Here is a 17945-nt window from a genome sequence, read left to right as displayed (position 1 = left end):
ATCAATACAGGTAGTCGAACAGTCGGGAAAGCACATCGCCGGAATAATCCTGGCCCCGGAAACCCTCGGCCCTGTCGGCGGTCACTCTGACCTGGTCACCGTCCCGCTCAAGCTGGATTCGGGTATTGGCCTGAGGCGAGCGTTCGCGCCCTGCAAACCAGCGTGCCGGCCAGCTCCGCTGACGATCTTCGGCGGAACGGCCGTCGACCAGGAAATAGCCGGCGGTCTGATCAAGATCCAGTACCGGAACGCTTTCATCGTTCAGGATGCGCCGGATTTCATTCCAGGCACGATCGTAGGGCAGCTCTATGGCAATTCGTCGCGGATTGTCTTCATCACCGGATTCCAGTGTCACCCGGCGCTCACCGACCATGCCCAGTGCTGCCCGGGAATAGGACCGGCTGTCTTCACGGTTCTGCAGGAACTCGGAAAGATCCGACAGCAGAGACTCTTCCAGCGCCTGATCCAGGGGCTGGTCCTGCCACTGGATCAGCTCCCTGGCGGCCGCAGCCTCACCCACCACCAGCGGTCGCAGCTGGATTTCCGTGGTACGACGACGGACACCTGCGGTGATTCTGGCCTGAACCAGCATCAGCGCTTCACCATCGGAGGCATCGTCCAGCTCCAGCAAGGTTCTGGCGCGACGACTGTAATTGACCAGTTCACTCTGCAGCATACCCAGCTGGGTGCTGCTGGCGGCGATGCCCAGACCACGCTCGGTCATCCAGGCATTGACGGCGGGCCAGATTCTGCCGGGCACGTCGTTCACCAGTAGCCAGGACTGATCGTCAAGATTCTCGATGACGTAATTCTCATCCAGAATGTCCGATGTCATGTCCGGCGGTTTGGGAATGCCACCACGGTGGCCGCTTGCTCCGGTCTGGCTGAGCTGGCGTACCGGATAAGCTTCCCGCTGACGGGCCAGCTCTTCGCCGTCCGGAGTTTGCAGCGGTTTACCATCCGGCGCATCCACGTAACTCTGGGAACGATCAGTGAGAACGCCGCACCCGGCCAGTCCGAAACCCACCACAAGCAGGGCGGCAAGGGAGATCGGGCCAAGCCAGGACCGATGAGTTCCGCCTGTTTCAAGTTGCAATTCTGAACCCCGCTTTACTTGCTGAAACACGTTAAAACGATCAGTCATTCAAAGTACGCCCGCTGCCTGAAGTGCTTCTTCCACTTCACCGTGGAACTTTTCACTCAGCTGGGTCATCGGCAGACGGATACCACTGTCGGTCAGGCCCATACGCTGCAGCGCCCATTTGACCGGAATCGGATTGGCCTCGAGGAACAGTTTGCGGTTCAGCAGGGACAGCTTCTCGTTGATGGCGGCGGTCTGCTCGCGATCACCTGCGATGGCCGCTTCGCACAACTTCGACATCAGCACCGGTGCCACGTTGGCGGTCACCGAGACGTTACCCTTGGCGCCGGCCAGCATCAGTTCGGCCGCCGTGGCATCGTCGCCGGAATAGACCACAAGGCGTCCTTCAACGGCTGCGATCAGCTCTGCCCCCCGGGGAATATTCCCGGTCGCATCCTTGATACCGACAATGTTCGGAATATCAGCCAGTCGCACCACGGTCTCATTGAGCATGTCGCAGGCGGTACGTCCGGGCACGTTGTACAGGATCTGACTAACGCCCGGCACGGCTTCGGCAATGGCGCGGAAATGCAGATAAAGCCCTTCCTGGGTGGGCTTGTTGTAATAAGGCACCACCAGCAGACAGGCATCAGCACCGAGCTTGTGGGCGGCGGTGGTCAGTTCGATGGCTTCCCGGGTGGAGTTGCCGCCGGTACCGGCAATGACCGGAATCCGTCCTGCAACCCGTTTTATGATATGGCCAACCACCTTGCAATGCTCTTCCGGGTCCAGGGTTGCGGACTCGCCGGTTGTGCCCACCGCGACAATGCCGTGGGTGCCGTTCTGAAGGTGAAAGTCCACCAGCCCGTCCAGTTGCTCCCAATGGATGTTGCCATCCGGGTGCATGGGCGTCACCAGTGCAACGAGGCTACCAGTAATCATAAAGACTCCGTGCAGGTAAAACGGTTATGGTAATGTTGGGTGTCAGCCGACACAAGGGAAACAAGGGAGAAGCCATGGCAATGCCAGAACTTGACCAGCCTGTCGCAGATTTTACCGGTGCAGCGACGGGCGATCAGACCATACGTTTATCGGACCTGCGGGGCCAGAACGTTGTGATCTATTTCTACCCGAAAGACAACACGCCGGGATGCACCAGGGAAGGCGAAGATTTTCGCGATCTGCATGACGAATTCAGCCGGCTCAACACCGTCATTTTCGGTGTTTCCCGGGACGGACTCAAGGCCCACGACAACTTCCGTACCAAATATGGATTTCCGTTCCATCTCATTTCTGACAAGGATGAGGAAATCTGCCGCCAGTTTGACGTTATCAGGCTCAAGAAAAACTACGGCAAAGAATATATGGGCGTCGACCGGAGTACCTTCCTGATTGACCGGCAAGGCGTGCTGCGCCGGGAATGGCGCGGCGTCAAGGTCAAGGGTCATGCCGAAGAAGTGCTGGTGGCGGTGAAGAACCTGTAACCCGGACCTGCCAGAATCCCGGGACCAGCTATTGTAAACCAGCCCCGGGATCTGCAGCCATCCAGCACCGGCCTGCTCTATTCAGGCACGTCCGCTGACCTTACACCAGCCGACCTTACCGGCCAGGCGTTGAACACCGCCTTGACCATGGTTGCCAGCGGAATTGCGAAGAAAACGCCCCACAGCCCCCAGATACCGCCAAAAAACAGCACTGCCACGATAATGATCACCGGATGCAGGTTGTTCACTTCCGAGAAAAGCAGTGGCACCAGCACGTTGCCATCCAGTGCCTGAATAATGCCATAAGCCACCATGACCCAGATAAACTGGCTACCCCAGCCAAAGGCAAACAGCGAAATCATCGCCACCGGCAAGGTAACAACGGCCGCGCCGATGTAGGGAATGACCACGCTCAACCCCACCAGCAACGACAACAACGCCGCGTACGGTACCCCGAGAAACTTGAAAACCACGTAGGTAACACTGCCGACAATCAGGATTTCCACGGCCTTGCCGCGAACATAGTTTGCGCACTGCTGATTCACTTCCTGCCAGATCGTCGCCATCAGCGGTCGCTGATGCGGCAGCAGCCGGGCCAACGAGGCCAGCAGAACCCGACGGTCTTTCAGGAAGAAGAACACCAGTATCGGCACCAGTACCATGTAGATCAGCAGACCCAGCAGATCCGGAATACTGCTGATGGAAAAAGAAACCAGCCATTGAGTCAGGCGCCCCGCCTCTGCGGTCACCTGGTAATAAACGTTATTGACCACATCCATGGATACCAGGGACGGGTAGCGGTCTGGCAACAACTCCAGGTAGGTGCGCATTTCGCGGATGATACGCGGCGCTTCCGCCGCCAGTGAAGCCAGCTGCGTCCAGATCAGCGGTAGCAGCCCGAACAGAAAGCCGGCCAGACTGCCCAGAAAGACCACGAATACACTGCCAATGGCTGCTATTTCGGGCACGCCCCAGCGCACCAGACGAGTCACGACACCCTGCAGGATGAAAGCAATAATGGCCGAGGCAATGGCTGGAGCCAGCATGGCACCAAAGAAGATAACCGCCAGCACACCGCCGAGCAGCAGTAAAAAAAGTATGACCGCTTCGTCATCTGAAAAGTATTTGTGAGCAAGTCCACGTAAAATACGAACCATGCCTAGTGTGTCTCCGGGTGTCCGACAACAATGGTAAAGCGAAAACAGCCCTGGATTTCAGTGCTGTCAACCAGTGTGTGGCAGCTGTGTTCCAGCCAGGCAGGAATGTCCCGGGCAGACCCGGCGTCTGTGGCCAGTACCTCGAGCCGCTGGCCTGGCGCCATGGCGTTCAGCTGAAGCTTTGCTTTGAGCAGTGGCATGGGGCATCGCAGCCCGGTTACATCGAGGGTAACATCTGTCATAAGACGACGGTTCTGATTCCTGTTCTGTAAGATGTACAGCGTGGTGTTATAGAGAAAGCCTGAAGTCAGTGCGCCGGACTATTCCGGAGAACACCTCATCACTGACATTGAAATGTCCAGTAACAGTGCCCGGGCCGCACCATTATGCCCGTCACGGGCAAGGGTTGCATCGATTTCCGTGGAGTATATCAGGCAAGCTATGAAATACGATTCCCAACAGCACGCACATTGCAAACAGGGTCTCACCCTGGTGGCCGCAAGCCTTATTGCACTTGCGGTCCTGGCTCTGTCAGCACCGGTTCTGGCTCAGGCACAGTCCCAGGAACGTGAGCTGCCCTCCATCGGCGGTCTTGGCGGCGGCCTGCTCTCCGACCAGATGGAACAGGATATCGGCCAGCAGGTGATGAGCTCCCTGCGGCGATCCGCCAGTCAGGTCCATGATCCGTTAACCAATGACTACCTGGCATCCATTGTCTACCGGCTGGTGCCCCACACTCCGATGAACAACCGCCAGCTGACCCTGGTGGTTATCGACAATCCCGCTATTAACGCATTTGCCGTGCCCGGCAATATTGTCGGTGTCAACGGCGGCCTGTTCCTGAACGCCAGCACTGAGCAGCAATTCGGATCGGTGATTGCCCATGAACTGGCGCACCTCAGCCAGCGTCATTTTTCCCGCCGGCTGGAACAGCAGGAGCGGTCCGCACCCCTGACCGTTGCCGGCATTATTGCCGGCATTCTGATCACCGCCGCGACGGGTTCAGAGGCTGGCATTGCCGCCATCGCCGGTACCCAGGCGCTCAGCATTCAGAACATGCTTGCCTACAGTCGCGCCCACGAACAGGAGGCGGATCGGGTTGGCATGGACATCATGGCCAGTGCCGGCCTCGACCCCCGCGGCATGCCGGAAATGTTTGAAACCATGATGCGGCAAAGCAGACTGCAGGGAAACCGGATTCCGGAATACCTGTCCACCCACCCACTGACCCAGAGCCGGGTCTCGGATACCCGAAGCCGGGCGGAACAGTACGGCACCGCCGGATCCGATGACACGCTCGAATACCACCTGATCCGCATGCGCCTGCAGGTTCGCTATGCACGCTCGGCCGATGATGCCATTGACGCTATCGAAGCCTACATGCAAGAACCGGACGCCACCCAGAAAGAAGCGGCACGCTACGGTCTTGCCGTCGCCTATCTGTCCGCAGGCCGAGCGGCAGACGCCCAGCGTGAGCTGGACGCCCTGCTGGCATCCAATCCCCGCCGCATCACCTACCTGGTGACACTGGCGGATGCACTGATTGCACAGGACAAGCTCAGTGCAGCCCGGGTACTGATGACCCGTGCGCTGGATCGTAATCCGGGCAATTACCCGATTACCGACCAGCTTGCAGCTATCGAACTGGCCGACAACAACGGCGCCCGGGCGGCAGACCATTTACGCATACTCACCCGCGACCACAGTTATCGCGAAGATCTGTGGCTGCGGCTCGCAGAGGCCGAAGGCAAGGCGCGCAACATCATCGGGGTGCATCGGGCCAGAGCTGAATACGATCTGCTGATGGGAGACCTGGAGTCGGCCCAGCGCCAGTTGCGCCAGGCACAGGAAAGGGTGCGGCCTGACGCACCGTTACGGCAGGTAATTTCTGAACGACTGGCGGACGTCAATCGCATGCTGGCGAACCGACGCTCCTGATCAGGCGTTACCGGCAACCTTGAGGTTCATGCTGGCGGTAAAATCCAGCATCCTGCGCAAGGGTCGCAAGGCATCTTCCCGCAGGGCATCATCGATAAACACTTCCTGATCTCCACGCTCCAGAACCTGCAGCAGGTTCTCAAGCCCGTTCATCGCCATCCAGGGGCAATGGGCGCAGCTGCGGCAGGTGGCGCCGTTGCCGGCTGTCGGCGCCTCAATCAGCGTCTTGCCGGGGGCCAGCTGCTGCATCTTGTAGAAGATGCCATTGTCCGTGGCCACGATGAAGCGTTCATTCGGCATGGTCTGCACAGCATTGATCAGCTGCGATGTGGAACCCACCACATCCGCCAGATCAACCACCGCTTCAGGTGATTCCGGGTGTACCAGTACCGCAGCGTCGGGATACAAGGCTTTCAGATCCTCCAGACCACGGAACTTGAACTCCTCATGCACGATGCAGGAGCCGTCCCACATCAGCATGTCTGCGCGGGTGGTCTTGCGTATGTAATTACCCAGATGCTGATCCGGCGCCCACAGGATCTTCTCTCCACGGGCATCCAGGTGCTCGACAATGGCTGCGGCACAGCTTGAGGTTACCACCCAGTCGGCGCGGGCCTTGACCGCCGCCGAGGTATTAGCATACACCACAACGGTGCGATCAGGGTGCTGGTCACAGAAGGCCGCAAACTCATCCGCCGGGCAGCCGATATCCAGTGAACAGGTGGCCTCCAGGGTTGGCATCAGCACCCGCTTTTCAGGGTTCAGAATCTTGGCGGTCTCCCCCATGAAGCGAACACCGGCCACCACCACGGTCGATGCCGGGTGACGATTACCAAAACGCGCCATTTCCAGCGAATCCGCCACGCAGCCGCCGGTCTCTTCCGCCAGCCGCTGGATATCCGGATCCGTGTAATAATGAGCCACAAGAACGGCATCCCGGGCTTTCAGCTCGGCCTTGATGCGGCTTTCCAGCTCAGCCTTTTCCTCATCACTCAGAGGCTGTGGCTCCGCCGCATGAGCCAGATACTCCTGAACGAGAATCCTGTCTTCTGCTTGGGTCATCGCATTGGTCTCTGTCAAATCTTGTTGGCGCCCTCAGGTAAGACTCTGGGGCTTATTCGGGCAAAAAAAAAGAGCCCGGAGGCTCTTTTTTACGGCCGACTGATCAAGTAGACCAGTTTACCGGATTTGGTGGGTCGTGAAGGATTCGAACCTTCGACCAATTGGTTAAAAGCCAACTGCTCTACCAACTGAGCTAACGACCCGTAAAACGTTGGTAACCTGCTTGCCGGATGAGTACCCCCAATCCGGTCAGTGTTCTCTGAACCTGTAACCCGCAGTGCAAACTGCCGATTATCGAAATTGGTGGGTCGTGAAGGATTCGAACCTTCGACCAATTGGTTAAAAGCCAACTGCTCTACCAACTGAGCTAACGACCCAAACGAGGCGCACATATTACGGATTTTTGCTGGGGGATCAACCCCTTTTAACCCTCAGCCAGATATTTTTTCGCCAGCGCCGCAGCCTCACTGGTGCCATATTCCCTGACAACCCGCTCCATGTGCCGGCGCGCTTCATCTTTCTCACCATCCCGGTCGTAGGCGACGCCCAGCTTGTAGAGTGCATCTGATGCCTTACGGTGGTCCGCAAAACGCGTCGCAACAATCGTAAACGCCTGGCGGGCCTGCTCCAGCTGAGGCTTCACCAGGTAGACCACGCCAAGCCAGTAATAGGCATTGACCGTCAGATCGCCCTCGGGGTATTCGGAGATAAAGTCGTAGAGCTGATTTATCGCCTCATCGTAGTCCCGCTCCTGCTGAATCAGCGTCTGAATCTTGCCATAGGCCTCACGCTCGGCCTGGGACGGCTGACGGTATTCCCGCATCACCCGCTGGGCCGGTGCCCGCTGAGCGGGCGCCGGCTGTTGCGTGCGTGCGGAACCGCCAGCCGCTGCCGCCGGCCGTTCTGACAATTCCAGTATCCGCTGATCAAGGTCGATGTATCGCTCCCGGGACTGCCGCGACAACCGTTCGAGCTGATTCTGCTGCTCTTCCAGCTGACCACGAAGGTCCCGGACCTCGTTCCGCAAGCGCTCCACCATAAAGAACAGCTCACTGTTCGCCTGGTTTCCGGATGTCTGGCGACGGGCTTCAGACTGATTGTTCTGAAACGCCGGCGTCGAGGACTGCGCAATAACGCCCCCGGACACGGACAGTGCGAGAACGGTTAAAAGCCACTTTTTCATGAGCACACCTTCTCAGCGAATCTGGACTGGCCAGACTTCAGTTTAGCGGAAAACCAGCTCAACACGACGGTTCTGAGCCCATGAAGACTCACCAGAACCCATAACGGCCGGCTTCTCTTCGCCATAGCTTACGGTTTCAATCTGCTCGCGGGATGCCCCGTTCACCACCATGAACCGCTGTACCGCATTGGCCCGACGCTCACCCAGTGCCATGTTGTACTCACCGGTACCGCGCTCATCGGTATGACCTTCAAGACGCACCGAGCGACCCGGGTTATTGGCCAGATAACGGGCGTGGGCTGCCAGCACATCGCGGGCTTCAGGCTTGATTTCTGCGGTATCGAAATCGAAGTAGAAGGTGGTGATCCGACGCAGGGCCTCTTCCTCTGCCGTGCCGGCGCGGGCTTCAGCCGCACGGCGCTCACTGTCACTCAGCTGACGGCTGTCCACACCATCGCGGTCTTCACCACCGTAAACAGCGGCGCCACCATCCTGATCAACCGCAGACATGTCTTCACCATAGACGTCGTCGCCATCCATATCGTCGCCGGTAGTGCTACAACCGGCAACCAGGCCCATGGTCAGCACAATGGCAAACGCTTTGTTTTTCATAGAAATATTCATAACTGTTTCCTTTCCGTTTGGTTTTATCTGGGAAATGGGCCCGGAGGACCATTGTCTTTCCCGTTGCCGTTACTGGCTGAGAATCGGTGACCACGAAGGCTCCCGAACATCTCCTCTGGCGGCCGGCAACGTATAGGTTGAACCACCCTCGGTGGAGATAACGGTCAGTACGTTATTCTCCCCCTGACGAGTGGCGTAGATCAGCAAACGACCGTTGGGGGCCAGGCTCGGAGACTCATCTGCTCCGGTCCGGGTCAGTACGGTTTCATCTCCGGTACTCAGTTCAGTGCGGGCAATATGGAACGCTCCCTCCCGCGAATGAACGTAATAGATATAACGACCGTCGGGACTCATCCGCGGACGGGCATTGTAACGGCTGCCAAAGGTTACCCTGCGGGGCTCGGCCCGGTCGGACTCCTTGATATACACCTGAGGGCCGCCGGAGCGGTCTGAGGTAAACACGATGCCCTTGCCATCCGGCGCCCAGCTACCCTCGGTGTCAATGGCCCAATGGTTGGTCAGACGAGTCAGCTCACGGCTATCCACACTCATCCGGTAAATTTCTGCGTTGCCGTCCTTGGACAGGGTCATCAGCAGTGAGCGACCATCTGAAGACCAGGAAGGCGCAGAATTCAGCCCCGGAAAGGACGCAATGGCAGTACGACGGCCACTGGCGAGTTCGTGAACATAAATCTGCGGCTTGTCACTTTCAAAGGATACATAAGCGAGACGACGGCCATCCGGTGACCAGTCAGGTGACAGTATCGGTTCATAGCTTTCCAGTCTCACCCGCGCCCGACGTCCGTCCATGTCACTGACCTGCAGCCGGTAGCGACGCCGGCCGTCCTGCTCATCCACTGTTACATAGGCCAGGCGGGTCGAAAAGACACCCGGCACCCCTGTGATGGCTTCATACACCTTGTCGCTGATGTGATGAGCCAGACTGCGGACATTATCTACCGAGGAACTGGCGGTCTCGCCAAGCAGACGCCGTTCGCTGTTGATGTCATATAGTTCGTAACGGGCCCGCAGCCGGTCGCCATCCCGCGTCACTCCACCCACCACCAGGTAGCGCTGCCCCAGCAGACGCCAGTCCCGGAAGAACACATCGTCACCGCTTGAGGGCAGGCTCAGCATGCGATCCGGTGACAAAGGGCGAAACTCTCCGGTCATGGTGAGGTTGTCTCGGATGATGCGGCTGACGTCATCATCGGCCGGGACATCTCCGGACCGACCAAAAGGCACCACCGCCACCGGAATGGCAGAGTCGGCACCCTCGGTAATGCGGATCAGAAGCTCCGAGTGTCCTGCCGGGGACCAGGCCAGCGCCGTCATCAGAAGCAGAACACTGAACCCGGCCAGCAGGCGGTTCAACGGATGGGATTTGGCTTCGGTTATCACCTTCATGTTCGCCTCACGATCCTCGTTCCACTGTTACCCGTACACTGCCTTATCGCAGACGACGGGGATTGAATTCAATCGTAAACTGCCGGAAGTAACGTTCAAAGGTATCCCTGCGTTCCGGTACCGGATACCGACTGAGGCCCCGCACAGCGCTCAATGCCGAATTGTCAAAGGCAGCGTTTCCGCTACTCCTGACCAGTCGGACCGACGAAAGTTCGCCGGTTGGCAGCAACGTGATCTGCAGCTGCGCCGTCATTTCTTCAGTGGCCGATGCCGGTGGATACCAGGCCGCGCTCAGGCGCTCACGAATCAGTCCCTGGTAGCGCTCGCTCTCGGACAACATCTGCTGCTCGCGGGCTCTCGCCTCTGCCGCAGCAGCCGCCTGTCTGGCCTCAGCCTCGCGGGCCTGTTCGGCCTCCTGAGCAAGGGACTGAAGCTGCTGCTCCCGCAATTGCCGCTCCTGCTCGCGACGACGGGCTTCAGCTTCCTGGCGCTGCCGTTCGGCCTCTTCCTGACGCCGGCGCTCCTCCGCCTCGCGCTGCTGCTGTTCCTGCCGCTCACGTTCCTGTTCGGCCTTGCGCTGCTCTTCCGCGCGACGCTCCGCTTCCTGCTGCTGCCGCTTTTCCTGCTCGGCCTGCTGGCGGGCGCGCTCCCGGGCCTCGGCTTCGGCTTTCTGTCTCGCCGCTTCCTGCTCCTGACGCTCGCGGGTGGCGGCTTCCTGTTCCCGCTGTCTGGCCTGCGCCTGTTCCTGTTCCCGACGCTGGCGCTCAGCCTCCCGCTGACGCTGCTGTTCTTCCTGCTGGCGTTGCTGTTCCTGTTCCTGTTCCTGTTGCTGGCGCAACTGAGCCTCGCGTTCCTGCTGCTCCCGTTGCTGCTGCTCCGGCTCCTCCTCTTGGGGGGCCGGCTGCGGTGTGCTTGGCGGTGGTGCACTTGGCTGCTGCGTCTCGGGCGACACCAGACGGGCAGAGATGCTGCGCTGAACCGGTTCTTCCATCGGCTTCGTCCAGCTCCAGCCCACCAGCGTCACCACCACGATCAGCCCGTGCAAAACCACCGAGAAAGCGACCGGGGACAGCCAGCCTGCCGGGGCGGTGGGCTTCTGGGAGCGCTGTCTGTTTTCGGAACCCTGTTCAGTCACGGGAACGTCACCCTAGTTAGTGCTCTCGTAGGCGTCTGTAATCAGGCCAACACTGGTGGCGCCGGCCTCCTGCAGGACCGCCATCAGCCGCCCCACAGTGCCGTAGTCGACATTCTGATCGCCTCTTACCATGACCTCGCCATTGGCGCGCTCAGCCAGAATCCGGCCGACCTGCTCCCTCACTTCCGCCAGGGGCATGGGGTCGCTGCCACGGTCCCCCACCTCCAGAAAATAGGCACCATTGATATCAACCGACACCACTATGGACTCGGTTTCCTTCTCAGCCTGGATGGGATCGGACGTTGTCTGGGGCAGATCCACCCGAACACCCTGGGTCAGCATGGGCGCCGTCACCATGAAGATCACCAGCAGCACCAGCATGACGTCGATATAAGGCACCACATTGATCTCAGACATGGGCTTGCGCCGATTGGTCTGCATCATTCCCGAGCCTTTCATGAGCTCACTCCCCTGCCCGTTCCACGATCAACTCTTGGACGCACTTTCACTGCCATGAACCCGGCGATGCAGAATGCTGGAAAATTCCTCAGCGAAGGTCTCGTAGTTCTTCAGAAGAGACTCCGACGTTGTGGAGAACCGGTTGTAGGCGATGACCGCCGGAATCGCAGCAAACAGACCCATGGCCGTCGCGATCAGCGCCTCGGAAATACCCGGCGCGACGGTGGCCAGGGTCGCTTGCTGCAACTGGGCCAGCCCCCGGAACGAGTTCATGATGCCCCAGACCGTACCAAACAGACCGACATAAGGACTGGTGGAACCCACCGTTGCCAGAAACGGCAGATGCTGTTCCAGCCGCTCCTGCTCCCGGGAGAATGCAACCCGCATGGCCCGCTGCACGCCTTCCATGACCGCATCCGCATCGCGGCTTTGCTGCCGCAGCCGGGAAAACTCCCGGAAGCCCGCACGAAACACCGATTCCATACCGGAACAGGGGGTCGGGTTGGCGTTCACATCCCGGTACAACTGCCCGAGATCCATACCGGACCAGAACTGCTCTTCAAAAGCCAGCTGCGCCTGCCGCGCTTTCCGGAAAACCTGTATACGCTGAAAGATCAACGCCCAGGAAACCACCGACGCAAGTGCCAGAAGCAGCATGACCAGCTGCACCACGACGCCCGCCTGGGAAATGAGATACCAGACCGAAAGTTCTGATTCCACCGTCTACTCCTGAGATTGTACGGTTGCTGAATGTCTGGCCAGATGCTCGGTGACCAGTTCTTGAAGATTTTCCGGAAGCCGCTTCGGCCTGCCGGTATCCAGGGCCACACAGGCCACCCTTACGCGGGCACTGGCCAGCAGAGTGTCATCTGCCTGTCGCCTGACCTTCTGATCAAAATCCATCCATACCCGCCCGGCATCCACCAGATCGGCGGTCACCAGTAACTGGTCATCCAGTTTGGCAGGCACCGAATAATGAATACTGAGCTTCTGCACCACGTAGCTGAAGTTGTCGCTGAGACCTGCCCGCAAGCCCACGCCACAGGCGCGCACCCACTCGGTGCGGGCCCGCTCCATAAAATGAAGGTATTTGGCATGAAACACGATTCCGCCAGCGTCGGTGTCTTCAATGTAGACCCGAACCGGCAGACTGAAAGCAGACAAGGCGTTAAGGTCGGTCAAGTAAATCCTCCTGGGCTGATGACGGCGGGCTGACTCCGAAGTGCTGATAGGCACTGCTGGTCACCATCCGTCCTCTCGGGGTTCTTACCATAAAGCCCTGCTGGATCAGAAAAGGCTCCAGCACGTCTTCAATGGTTCCCCGCTCCTCGCTGATCGCAGCGGCAAGACTGTCGACGCCCACCGGCCCGCCGTCGAATTTCTCAATCATCGCCAACAGCAGCCGCCGATCCATGTGATCAAATCCCTCACTGTCGACCTTGAGCATGTTCAGTGCCAGGTCAGCCACATCCGAGCTGATGACGCCATCGGCCTTCACTTCCGCGAAGTCCCGGACCCGGCGTAACAGGCGGTTGGCAATTCGGGGCGTGCCCCGGGAACGACGGGCAATCTCGAACGCACCATTGTCCTCGATGTTTACCCCGGACAACCGTGCCGAACGCAGGATAATCGAGGTCAGGTCCCGGGTATTGTAGAACTCCAGACGCTGGACTATGCCAAAACGATCCCGCAACGGAGATGTCAGCAGACCCGCCCGGGTGGTCGCGCCCACCAGTGTGAACGGGGGCAGATCCAGCTTGATGGAGCGGGCGGCAGGGCCCTCACCAATCATGATGTCCAGCTGATAATCTTCCATCGCCGGGTACAGGACTTCTTCGACGGCGGCGCTGAGGCGGTGTATCTCATCGATAAACAGGACATCGCCCTGCTCAAGGTTGGTCAGCAATGCGGCCAGATCACCGGCCCGCTCAAGCACCGGACCGGATGTGGTCTTTATGGCCACGCCCATTTCGTTCGCAATGATGTTGGCCAGCGTGGTTTTGCCAAGCCCCGGTGGCCCGAAGATCAGCACATGATCAAGGGCTTCTTCTCTGCGACGGGCAGCGGAGATAAAAATATCCATCTGCTCACGAACGGCAGGCTGACCTACGTAATCTTCAAGCCGATGGGGCCGGATGGCCCGGTCGTAGGCTTCTTCGTGCTGGCCGGTCTGGGGCGATATCAGTCGATCGGATTCAATCATGTATTGGCTCGCTACAGGACAACACCATCATACCTGTGTCCAGAATAAATGACAGATGCACCTGTTCAGACTGGCACCGGATAAATGCGTTCGGCCGATATAATCAACAGCTTGCGAATTGGCCCAAACTATCCAATGGATGGATGCGGTCACCAACGTTACATTGGCGACCATTGTACAAAGGGGTTCCGGGGTGTCACGTTACGCTCTTTACAGGTTCCCGGACAAGGGGCCCGAATCCGGTGCTTTTATGACCAGAAGGAGCACGGTCAGCTGGCAGGAATCATGGCCTTCAGTGCCTGCCGGATCAATGCCTCGGGTGTCATGCCGTCCTCCGCCACACGGGCGATGGCTTTCGCCGCCTCCTGCGGCTTGTAGCCCAGCGCAATCAAAGCCGATTCCGCTTCTTCTGTGGCCACGGGACCCGGAGCCGGCGTCACCGGCCGATTGCCCGGCGGAGAGAAGGGCAAGAACTGCCCCTCGAGTTGTTTGATGCGATCCACCATGTCGATCAGCAGACGTTCTGCGGTTTTCTTGCCCACTCCGGGCAGCTTGACCAGCGCATTGGTGTCGCGGTTTTCAACGCAGCGAATGAACTGGTGGGCATCGAGCCCCGACAGAATGGCAAGCGCCAGTTTCGGACCCACGCCGTTGACCCTGATCAGCAAGCGGAACAGATCCCGGTCCAGCCGCTCGGCAAAACCAAACAGGCTCTGGGCGTCTTCCCGCACCACAAAATGCGTGTGCAGGGTCAGCTCCTGACCAACCTCGGGCAAATGGAAAAACGTGGTGTAGGGAATGTCCACTTCATAGCCAAGGCCACCGCATTCAACCAGCAGCTGTCCTGGCGTTTTTTCGACGAGGGTACCGCGCAGTCGTCCGATCAAAAGCTGACTCCCTTAGTCGTCGCATGAGTCATCGCATGCGGCCGCCACGAATTCTGGAAGCGGCTGAAGCCGAAGGACTCTGGTCTGCCGAAGCCTTGGCAACTCTGGCCAGGCTCTGGCTCATGTGGGCATGACACAAAGCTATGGCAAGCGCATCGGCGGCATCGGCCTGAGGCTTGCGGGACAGGCTCAGCAACATCTGCACCATGTGCTGAACCTGGGATTTGTCGGCAGCACCGGTGCCCACCACCGCCTGCTTGACCTGGCGCGCGGAATATTCATGGACCGCAAGACCGCTGTTGGCTGCACTGACAATGGCCACCCCGCGGGCCTGTCCCAGCTTCAGGGCGGAATCCGGGTTGCGGGCCATGAACACCTGCTCGATGGCAAATTCATCAGGCCGGTATTCACCGATCAGGGTACCCAGGCTCTGGAAGATCACCTGAAGGCGCTCCGCCATGGGCCGCTCCCCGACCCGGATACAGCCACTGTCGATATACTCGGTGACCCGGCCCTGGGTACGAATAATCCCGTAACCGGTGATCCGGGAGCCCGGATCAACCCCGAGGATAATGGCCATGGCGCGCTCCCCGCTTCCGGTCTAGGCCTTGTCGCCTCCGGCGTTGTCACCCGCCGCCTGCTCGCCCGGTTTGGCAGCGGGCTTGCGCAGACGGATATGCAGTTCGCGCAGTTGCTTCTCGTCCACCTCGCCCGGAGCCTGGGTCATCAGGCAGGTGGCGCTCTGGGTTTTCGGGAAGGCAATGACGTCACGTATCGAGCTGGAACCGGTCATCAGCATGACCAGACGGTCGAGGCCGAAGGCCAGGCCACCATGGGGAGGGCAACCGTACTTGAGGGCGTCCAGCAGGAAGCCAAATTTGGCACGGGCCTCTTCTTCACCAATGCCCAGCACCTTGAACACCGATTTCTGGGTGCTTTCGTCGTGAATACGAATGGAACCACCACCCAGCTCGGTGCCGTTGAGCACCATATCATAGGCCCGGGACAGCGCTGTGGCCGGTGCATCTGCCAGTTCCTGCGGACTGCAGGAAGGCGCGGTAAACGGATGGTGAATCGCGGTCAGCCGACCGTCGGAGGTTTCCTCGAACATAGGGAAGTCCACAACCCACAGCGGTGCCCACTGGCTGGTCAGCATGTTCAGGTCGTGACCCAGGCGGATGCGCAAAGCGCCCAAAGCCTCGTTCACCACGGAGGCACTGTCGGCACCGAAGAACACGATATCACCGTCTTCCGCCGCCACCCGCTCGATCACCGCCATGGCCACTTCGTCACCAAGGAACTTGACGATGGGGGACTGCAGCCCTTCCACGCCTTTGCCCAGCTCGTTCACCTTGATGTAGGCCAGACCCTTGGCACCGTAAATGCCGACAAAACGGGTGTAGTCATCGATCTGTTTGCGGGTCAGGGATCCGCCCTGGGGCACCCGCAAGGCGGCAACCCGACCTTTCGGATCTTTGGCAGGACCGGCGAACACCTTGAAATCGACGCCGGCCACCAGATCTTCCACATCTACCAGCTCCAGCGGAATCCGCAGGTCCGGCTTGTCGCTGCCGTAACGCTGCATGGCTTCGGAGTAAGGCATCCGCGGAAACTCCGGCAGTTCCACGTCCAGCACGTCCTTGAACAGGTCCCGGGCCATGGATTCCGTCAGGTTCATCAGGTCTTCTTCGTTAACGAAGGAAGCCTCGATGTCGATCTGGGTAAATTCCGGCTGGCGGTCAGCACGCAGGTCTTCGTCCCGGAAGCACTTGGCAATCTGATAATAACGGTCAACACCGGACACCATCAGCATCTGCTTGAACAGCTGGGGTGACTGGGGCAGCGCGAAAAAAGAACCTTCGTGGGTGCGGCTGGGCACCAGATAGTCACGGGCGCCTTCCGGCGTCGCACGGGTCAGAATGGGGGTTTCCACATCCATGAAACCGTTACTGTCCAGATAGTTGCGGATATAGCTGGTGACCCTTGAGCGGAACCGCAGACGGTTCAGCATTTCCGGGCGACGCAGGTCCACAAAGCGGTAACGCAGACGGACGTCCTCACCCACATCGACATGCTCGTCCAGCGGGAACGGCGGCGTGGCCGAAGCATTCAGGATGGTCAGCTCCTTGCCCAGCACTTCCACCTGACCGGTGGCCATACTGGCGTTCTCGGTGCCGGCAGGACGGCGGCGGACGCGGCCCGTCACCTTGATGACAAACTCGCTGCGGACTTTCTCCGCAAGCGCAAAGCTGGCCTCGGAATCCGGGTCAAACACGACCTGGGAAATACCGTCCCGGTCACGCACATCCAGGAAGATACCCCCGCCATGATCCCGGCGACGGTGAACCCAGCCACACAGCGTGACGTCCTGATCGATATGAGATTCGTTGATTCCACCGCAATAGTGACTGCGCATAACCATTCCCGTTGAGTCTGTCTGTTGGAGCGTGATACCGCTGAAAAAGCGGGTCATTATAAACACAATCGATCACAAAATCAGGGGTCGCTGCATATTCCCTTGGCCAGCCTCCCCGGACAGGTGACCCTGTCGCCACCGGCCGCTAGAATAGGCACATCCACCCTGACCGGAGACACCCTTGTCTGTCCGCGCTGAACAGAAACTTCGAACCCGTCGCACGCTGATGAACGCAGCGCTGGCGCAGCTCAGCGCCGAGCGCGGCTTCGGCAGCCTGAGCCTGCGGGAAGTAGCCCGGGAGGCGGGCATTGCCCCTACATCCTTTTACCGGCATTTTTCAGACCTGGATGAGCTTGGCCTGGCGCTGGTGGATGAAGGTGGCGTGGCCCTGCGTCAACTGATGCGCCAGGCCCGTAAACGCATTGCCCGCAAGGACGATGGCGTTATCAGTACCTCGGTCGACACGTTCCTTGAGTACCTGGCCAACAACGCCAACCTGTTCCGGCTGATGCTGCGGGAACGCACCGGGGTGTCCAAACAGTTCCGCAACGCCGTCAGAGCAGAAATTGATCACTTTGCCACCGAACTGGCCGACGACCTGGTGCGCTTCTCTGAAGAGCGTAACCGGCCACTGTCCAGCCCCCGCCTGGTGGCCGAAGCCATGGTCACTCTGGTATTCAATCAGGGCGCTGAAGCTCTGGATGCAACCCCCGAGAACCGGGAGCAACTGCGAGAAAAACTGAAAACCGAACTGCGGATGATCCTGATGGGCTCTCAGCTGATGGCCCACCAGTCACCCCAGCGGGCCCGCTGACCGATCAGGCCCGGCTGACGCTGGCAATCACCGGGGCAAGCTTCTGCAGCACCAGCTCACGCTGTGCGTCACTGTAGTGAACCGGAGGCTGAGCG

Annotated in this window: 19 protein-coding genes and 2 tRNA genes; 3 read left to right on the top strand and 18 right to left on the bottom strand. The window is 59.4% G+C overall.

What is annotated here, in order from left to right:
* Position 1 precedes the first annotated feature (1 nt).
* Positions 2 to 1144: an outer membrane protein assembly factor BamC gene (gene bamC / locus AAC035_RS02715; protein ID WP_339799712.1), complete on the bottom strand. Its 1143-nt coding sequence runs from the start codon at positions 1142 to 1144 to the stop codon at positions 2 to 4.
* The gene (gene dapA, locus AAC035_RS02710) at positions 1145 to 2023 is read right to left on the bottom strand and encodes a 4-hydroxy-tetrahydrodipicolinate synthase (RefSeq protein WP_339799710.1); all 879 of its coding nucleotides are present in this window, start codon (positions 2021 to 2023) and stop codon (positions 1145 to 1147) included.
* A gap of 74 nt (positions 2024 to 2097) precedes the next feature.
* Between dapA and AAC035_RS02705 the strand changes: the two genes are divergently transcribed.
* A complete protein-coding gene (locus AAC035_RS02705) occupies positions 2098 to 2565 on the top strand; it encodes a peroxiredoxin (RefSeq protein WP_339799709.1) in 468 nt (155 codons plus the stop codon).
* A 77-nt stretch (positions 2566 to 2642) separates the two neighbouring features.
* Here the strand turns inward: AAC035_RS02705 and AAC035_RS02700 are convergent, their stop codons facing one another.
* On the bottom strand, positions 2643 to 3722 hold the full coding sequence (locus tag AAC035_RS02700; RefSeq protein WP_339799707.1) for an AI-2E family transporter: 1080 nt from the start codon (positions 3720 to 3722) through the stop codon (positions 2643 to 2645).
* 2 nt (positions 3723 to 3724) lie between these two features.
* Positions 3725 to 3964, bottom strand: a complete 240-nt coding sequence (locus tag AAC035_RS02695; RefSeq protein ID WP_339799705.1) for a sulfurtransferase TusA family protein — start codon at positions 3962 to 3964, stop codon at positions 3725 to 3727.
* 199 nt (positions 3965 to 4163) lie between these two features.
* On the opposite strand from AAC035_RS02695, the gene AAC035_RS02690 reads away from it, so the two are divergent.
* Positions 4164 to 5660 carry a M48 family metalloprotease gene (locus tag AAC035_RS02690; protein ID WP_339799703.1) on the top strand — a complete coding sequence of 499 codons (1497 nt, stop codon included), beginning with the start codon at positions 4164 to 4166 and terminating at the stop codon, positions 5658 to 5660.
* Here AAC035_RS02690 and nadA read toward each other — a convergent pair whose 3' ends face one another.
* The 14 genes from nadA to aspS all read right to left on the bottom strand — a co-directional run bounded on the left by nadA (position 5661) and on the right by aspS (position 17036).
* Entirely contained in the window at positions 5661 to 6722 is a 1062-nt protein-coding gene (gene nadA, locus AAC035_RS02685; RefSeq protein ID WP_339799701.1) for a quinolinate synthase NadA, read from the bottom strand.
* Positions 6723 to 6849: 127 nt separating this feature from the next.
* Positions 6850 to 6925, bottom strand: a tRNA-Lys gene (locus AAC035_RS02680).
* Positions 6926 to 7023: 98 nt separating this feature from the next.
* A tRNA-Lys gene (locus AAC035_RS02675) sits at positions 7024 to 7099 on the bottom strand.
* A gap of 47 nt (positions 7100 to 7146) precedes the next feature.
* Positions 7147 to 7905, bottom strand: coding sequence for a tol-pal system protein YbgF (gene ybgF, locus AAC035_RS02670; RefSeq protein ID WP_339799699.1), 759 nt, complete (start codon positions 7903 to 7905; stop codon positions 7147 to 7149).
* Positions 7906 to 7947: 42 nt separating this feature from the next.
* Positions 7948 to 8529 carry a peptidoglycan-associated lipoprotein Pal gene (gene pal, locus AAC035_RS02665; protein WP_339799697.1) on the bottom strand — a complete coding sequence of 194 codons (582 nt, stop codon included), beginning with the start codon at positions 8527 to 8529 and terminating at the stop codon, positions 7948 to 7950.
* 69 nt (positions 8530 to 8598) lie between these two features.
* The gene (gene tolB, locus AAC035_RS02660) at positions 8599 to 9864 is read right to left on the bottom strand and encodes a Tol-Pal system beta propeller repeat protein TolB (RefSeq protein WP_339799734.1); all 1266 of its coding nucleotides are present in this window, start codon (positions 9862 to 9864) and stop codon (positions 8599 to 8601) included.
* A 115-nt stretch (positions 9865 to 9979) separates the two neighbouring features.
* Complete coding sequence (tolA, locus tag AAC035_RS02655; RefSeq protein WP_339799695.1) at positions 9980 to 11071, bottom strand: cell envelope integrity protein TolA; 1092 nt, start codon at positions 11069 to 11071, stop codon at positions 9980 to 9982.
* 12 nt (positions 11072 to 11083) lie between these two features.
* Entirely contained in the window at positions 11084 to 11530 is a 447-nt protein-coding gene (gene tolR, locus AAC035_RS02650; RefSeq protein WP_339799694.1) for a protein TolR, read from the bottom strand.
* Between the two features lie 27 nt (positions 11531 to 11557).
* Complete coding sequence (gene tolQ, locus AAC035_RS02645) at positions 11558 to 12250, bottom strand: protein TolQ (protein ID WP_339799693.1); 693 nt, start codon at positions 12248 to 12250, stop codon at positions 11558 to 11560.
* Positions 12251 to 12253: 3 nt separating this feature from the next.
* Positions 12254 to 12712, bottom strand: a complete 459-nt coding sequence (gene ybgC / locus AAC035_RS02640) for a tol-pal system-associated acyl-CoA thioesterase (RefSeq protein WP_339799692.1) — start codon at positions 12710 to 12712, stop codon at positions 12254 to 12256.
* The gene (gene ruvB / locus AAC035_RS02635) at positions 12699 to 13733 is read right to left on the bottom strand and encodes a Holliday junction branch migration DNA helicase RuvB (protein ID WP_339799690.1); all 1035 of its coding nucleotides are present in this window, start codon (positions 13731 to 13733) and stop codon (positions 12699 to 12701) included. The genes ybgC and ruvB overlap by 14 nt, the downstream gene beginning before the upstream one ends.
* A gap of 269 nt (positions 13734 to 14002) precedes the next feature.
* Positions 14003 to 14620, bottom strand: a complete 618-nt coding sequence (gene ruvA / locus AAC035_RS02630) for a Holliday junction branch migration protein RuvA (protein ID WP_339799689.1) — start codon at positions 14618 to 14620, stop codon at positions 14003 to 14005.
* 28 nt (positions 14621 to 14648) lie between these two features.
* Complete coding sequence (gene ruvC / locus AAC035_RS02625; RefSeq protein WP_339799687.1) at positions 14649 to 15200, bottom strand: crossover junction endodeoxyribonuclease RuvC; 552 nt, start codon at positions 15198 to 15200, stop codon at positions 14649 to 14651.
* Positions 15201 to 15221: 21 nt separating this feature from the next.
* Complete coding sequence (gene aspS / locus AAC035_RS02620; RefSeq protein ID WP_339799686.1) at positions 15222 to 17036, bottom strand: aspartate--tRNA ligase; 1815 nt, start codon at positions 17034 to 17036, stop codon at positions 15222 to 15224.
* Positions 17037 to 17217: 181 nt separating this feature from the next.
* On the opposite strand from aspS, the gene fabR reads away from it, so the two are divergent.
* Positions 17218 to 17850 carry an HTH-type transcriptional repressor FabR gene (gene fabR / locus AAC035_RS02615; RefSeq protein WP_339799684.1) on the top strand — a complete coding sequence of 211 codons (633 nt, stop codon included), beginning with the start codon at positions 17218 to 17220 and terminating at the stop codon, positions 17848 to 17850.
* Positions 17851 to 17945 lie beyond the last annotated feature (95 nt).

Origin of the sequence: uncultured Marinobacter sp. (genome assembly GCF_963974375.1) — a bacterium.
GTDB lineage: Bacteria > Pseudomonadota > Gammaproteobacteria > Pseudomonadales > Oleiphilaceae > Marinobacter.
Note: the sequence above shows the minus strand (reverse complement) of the source record. Positions and strands in the feature narration are given on the sequence as shown.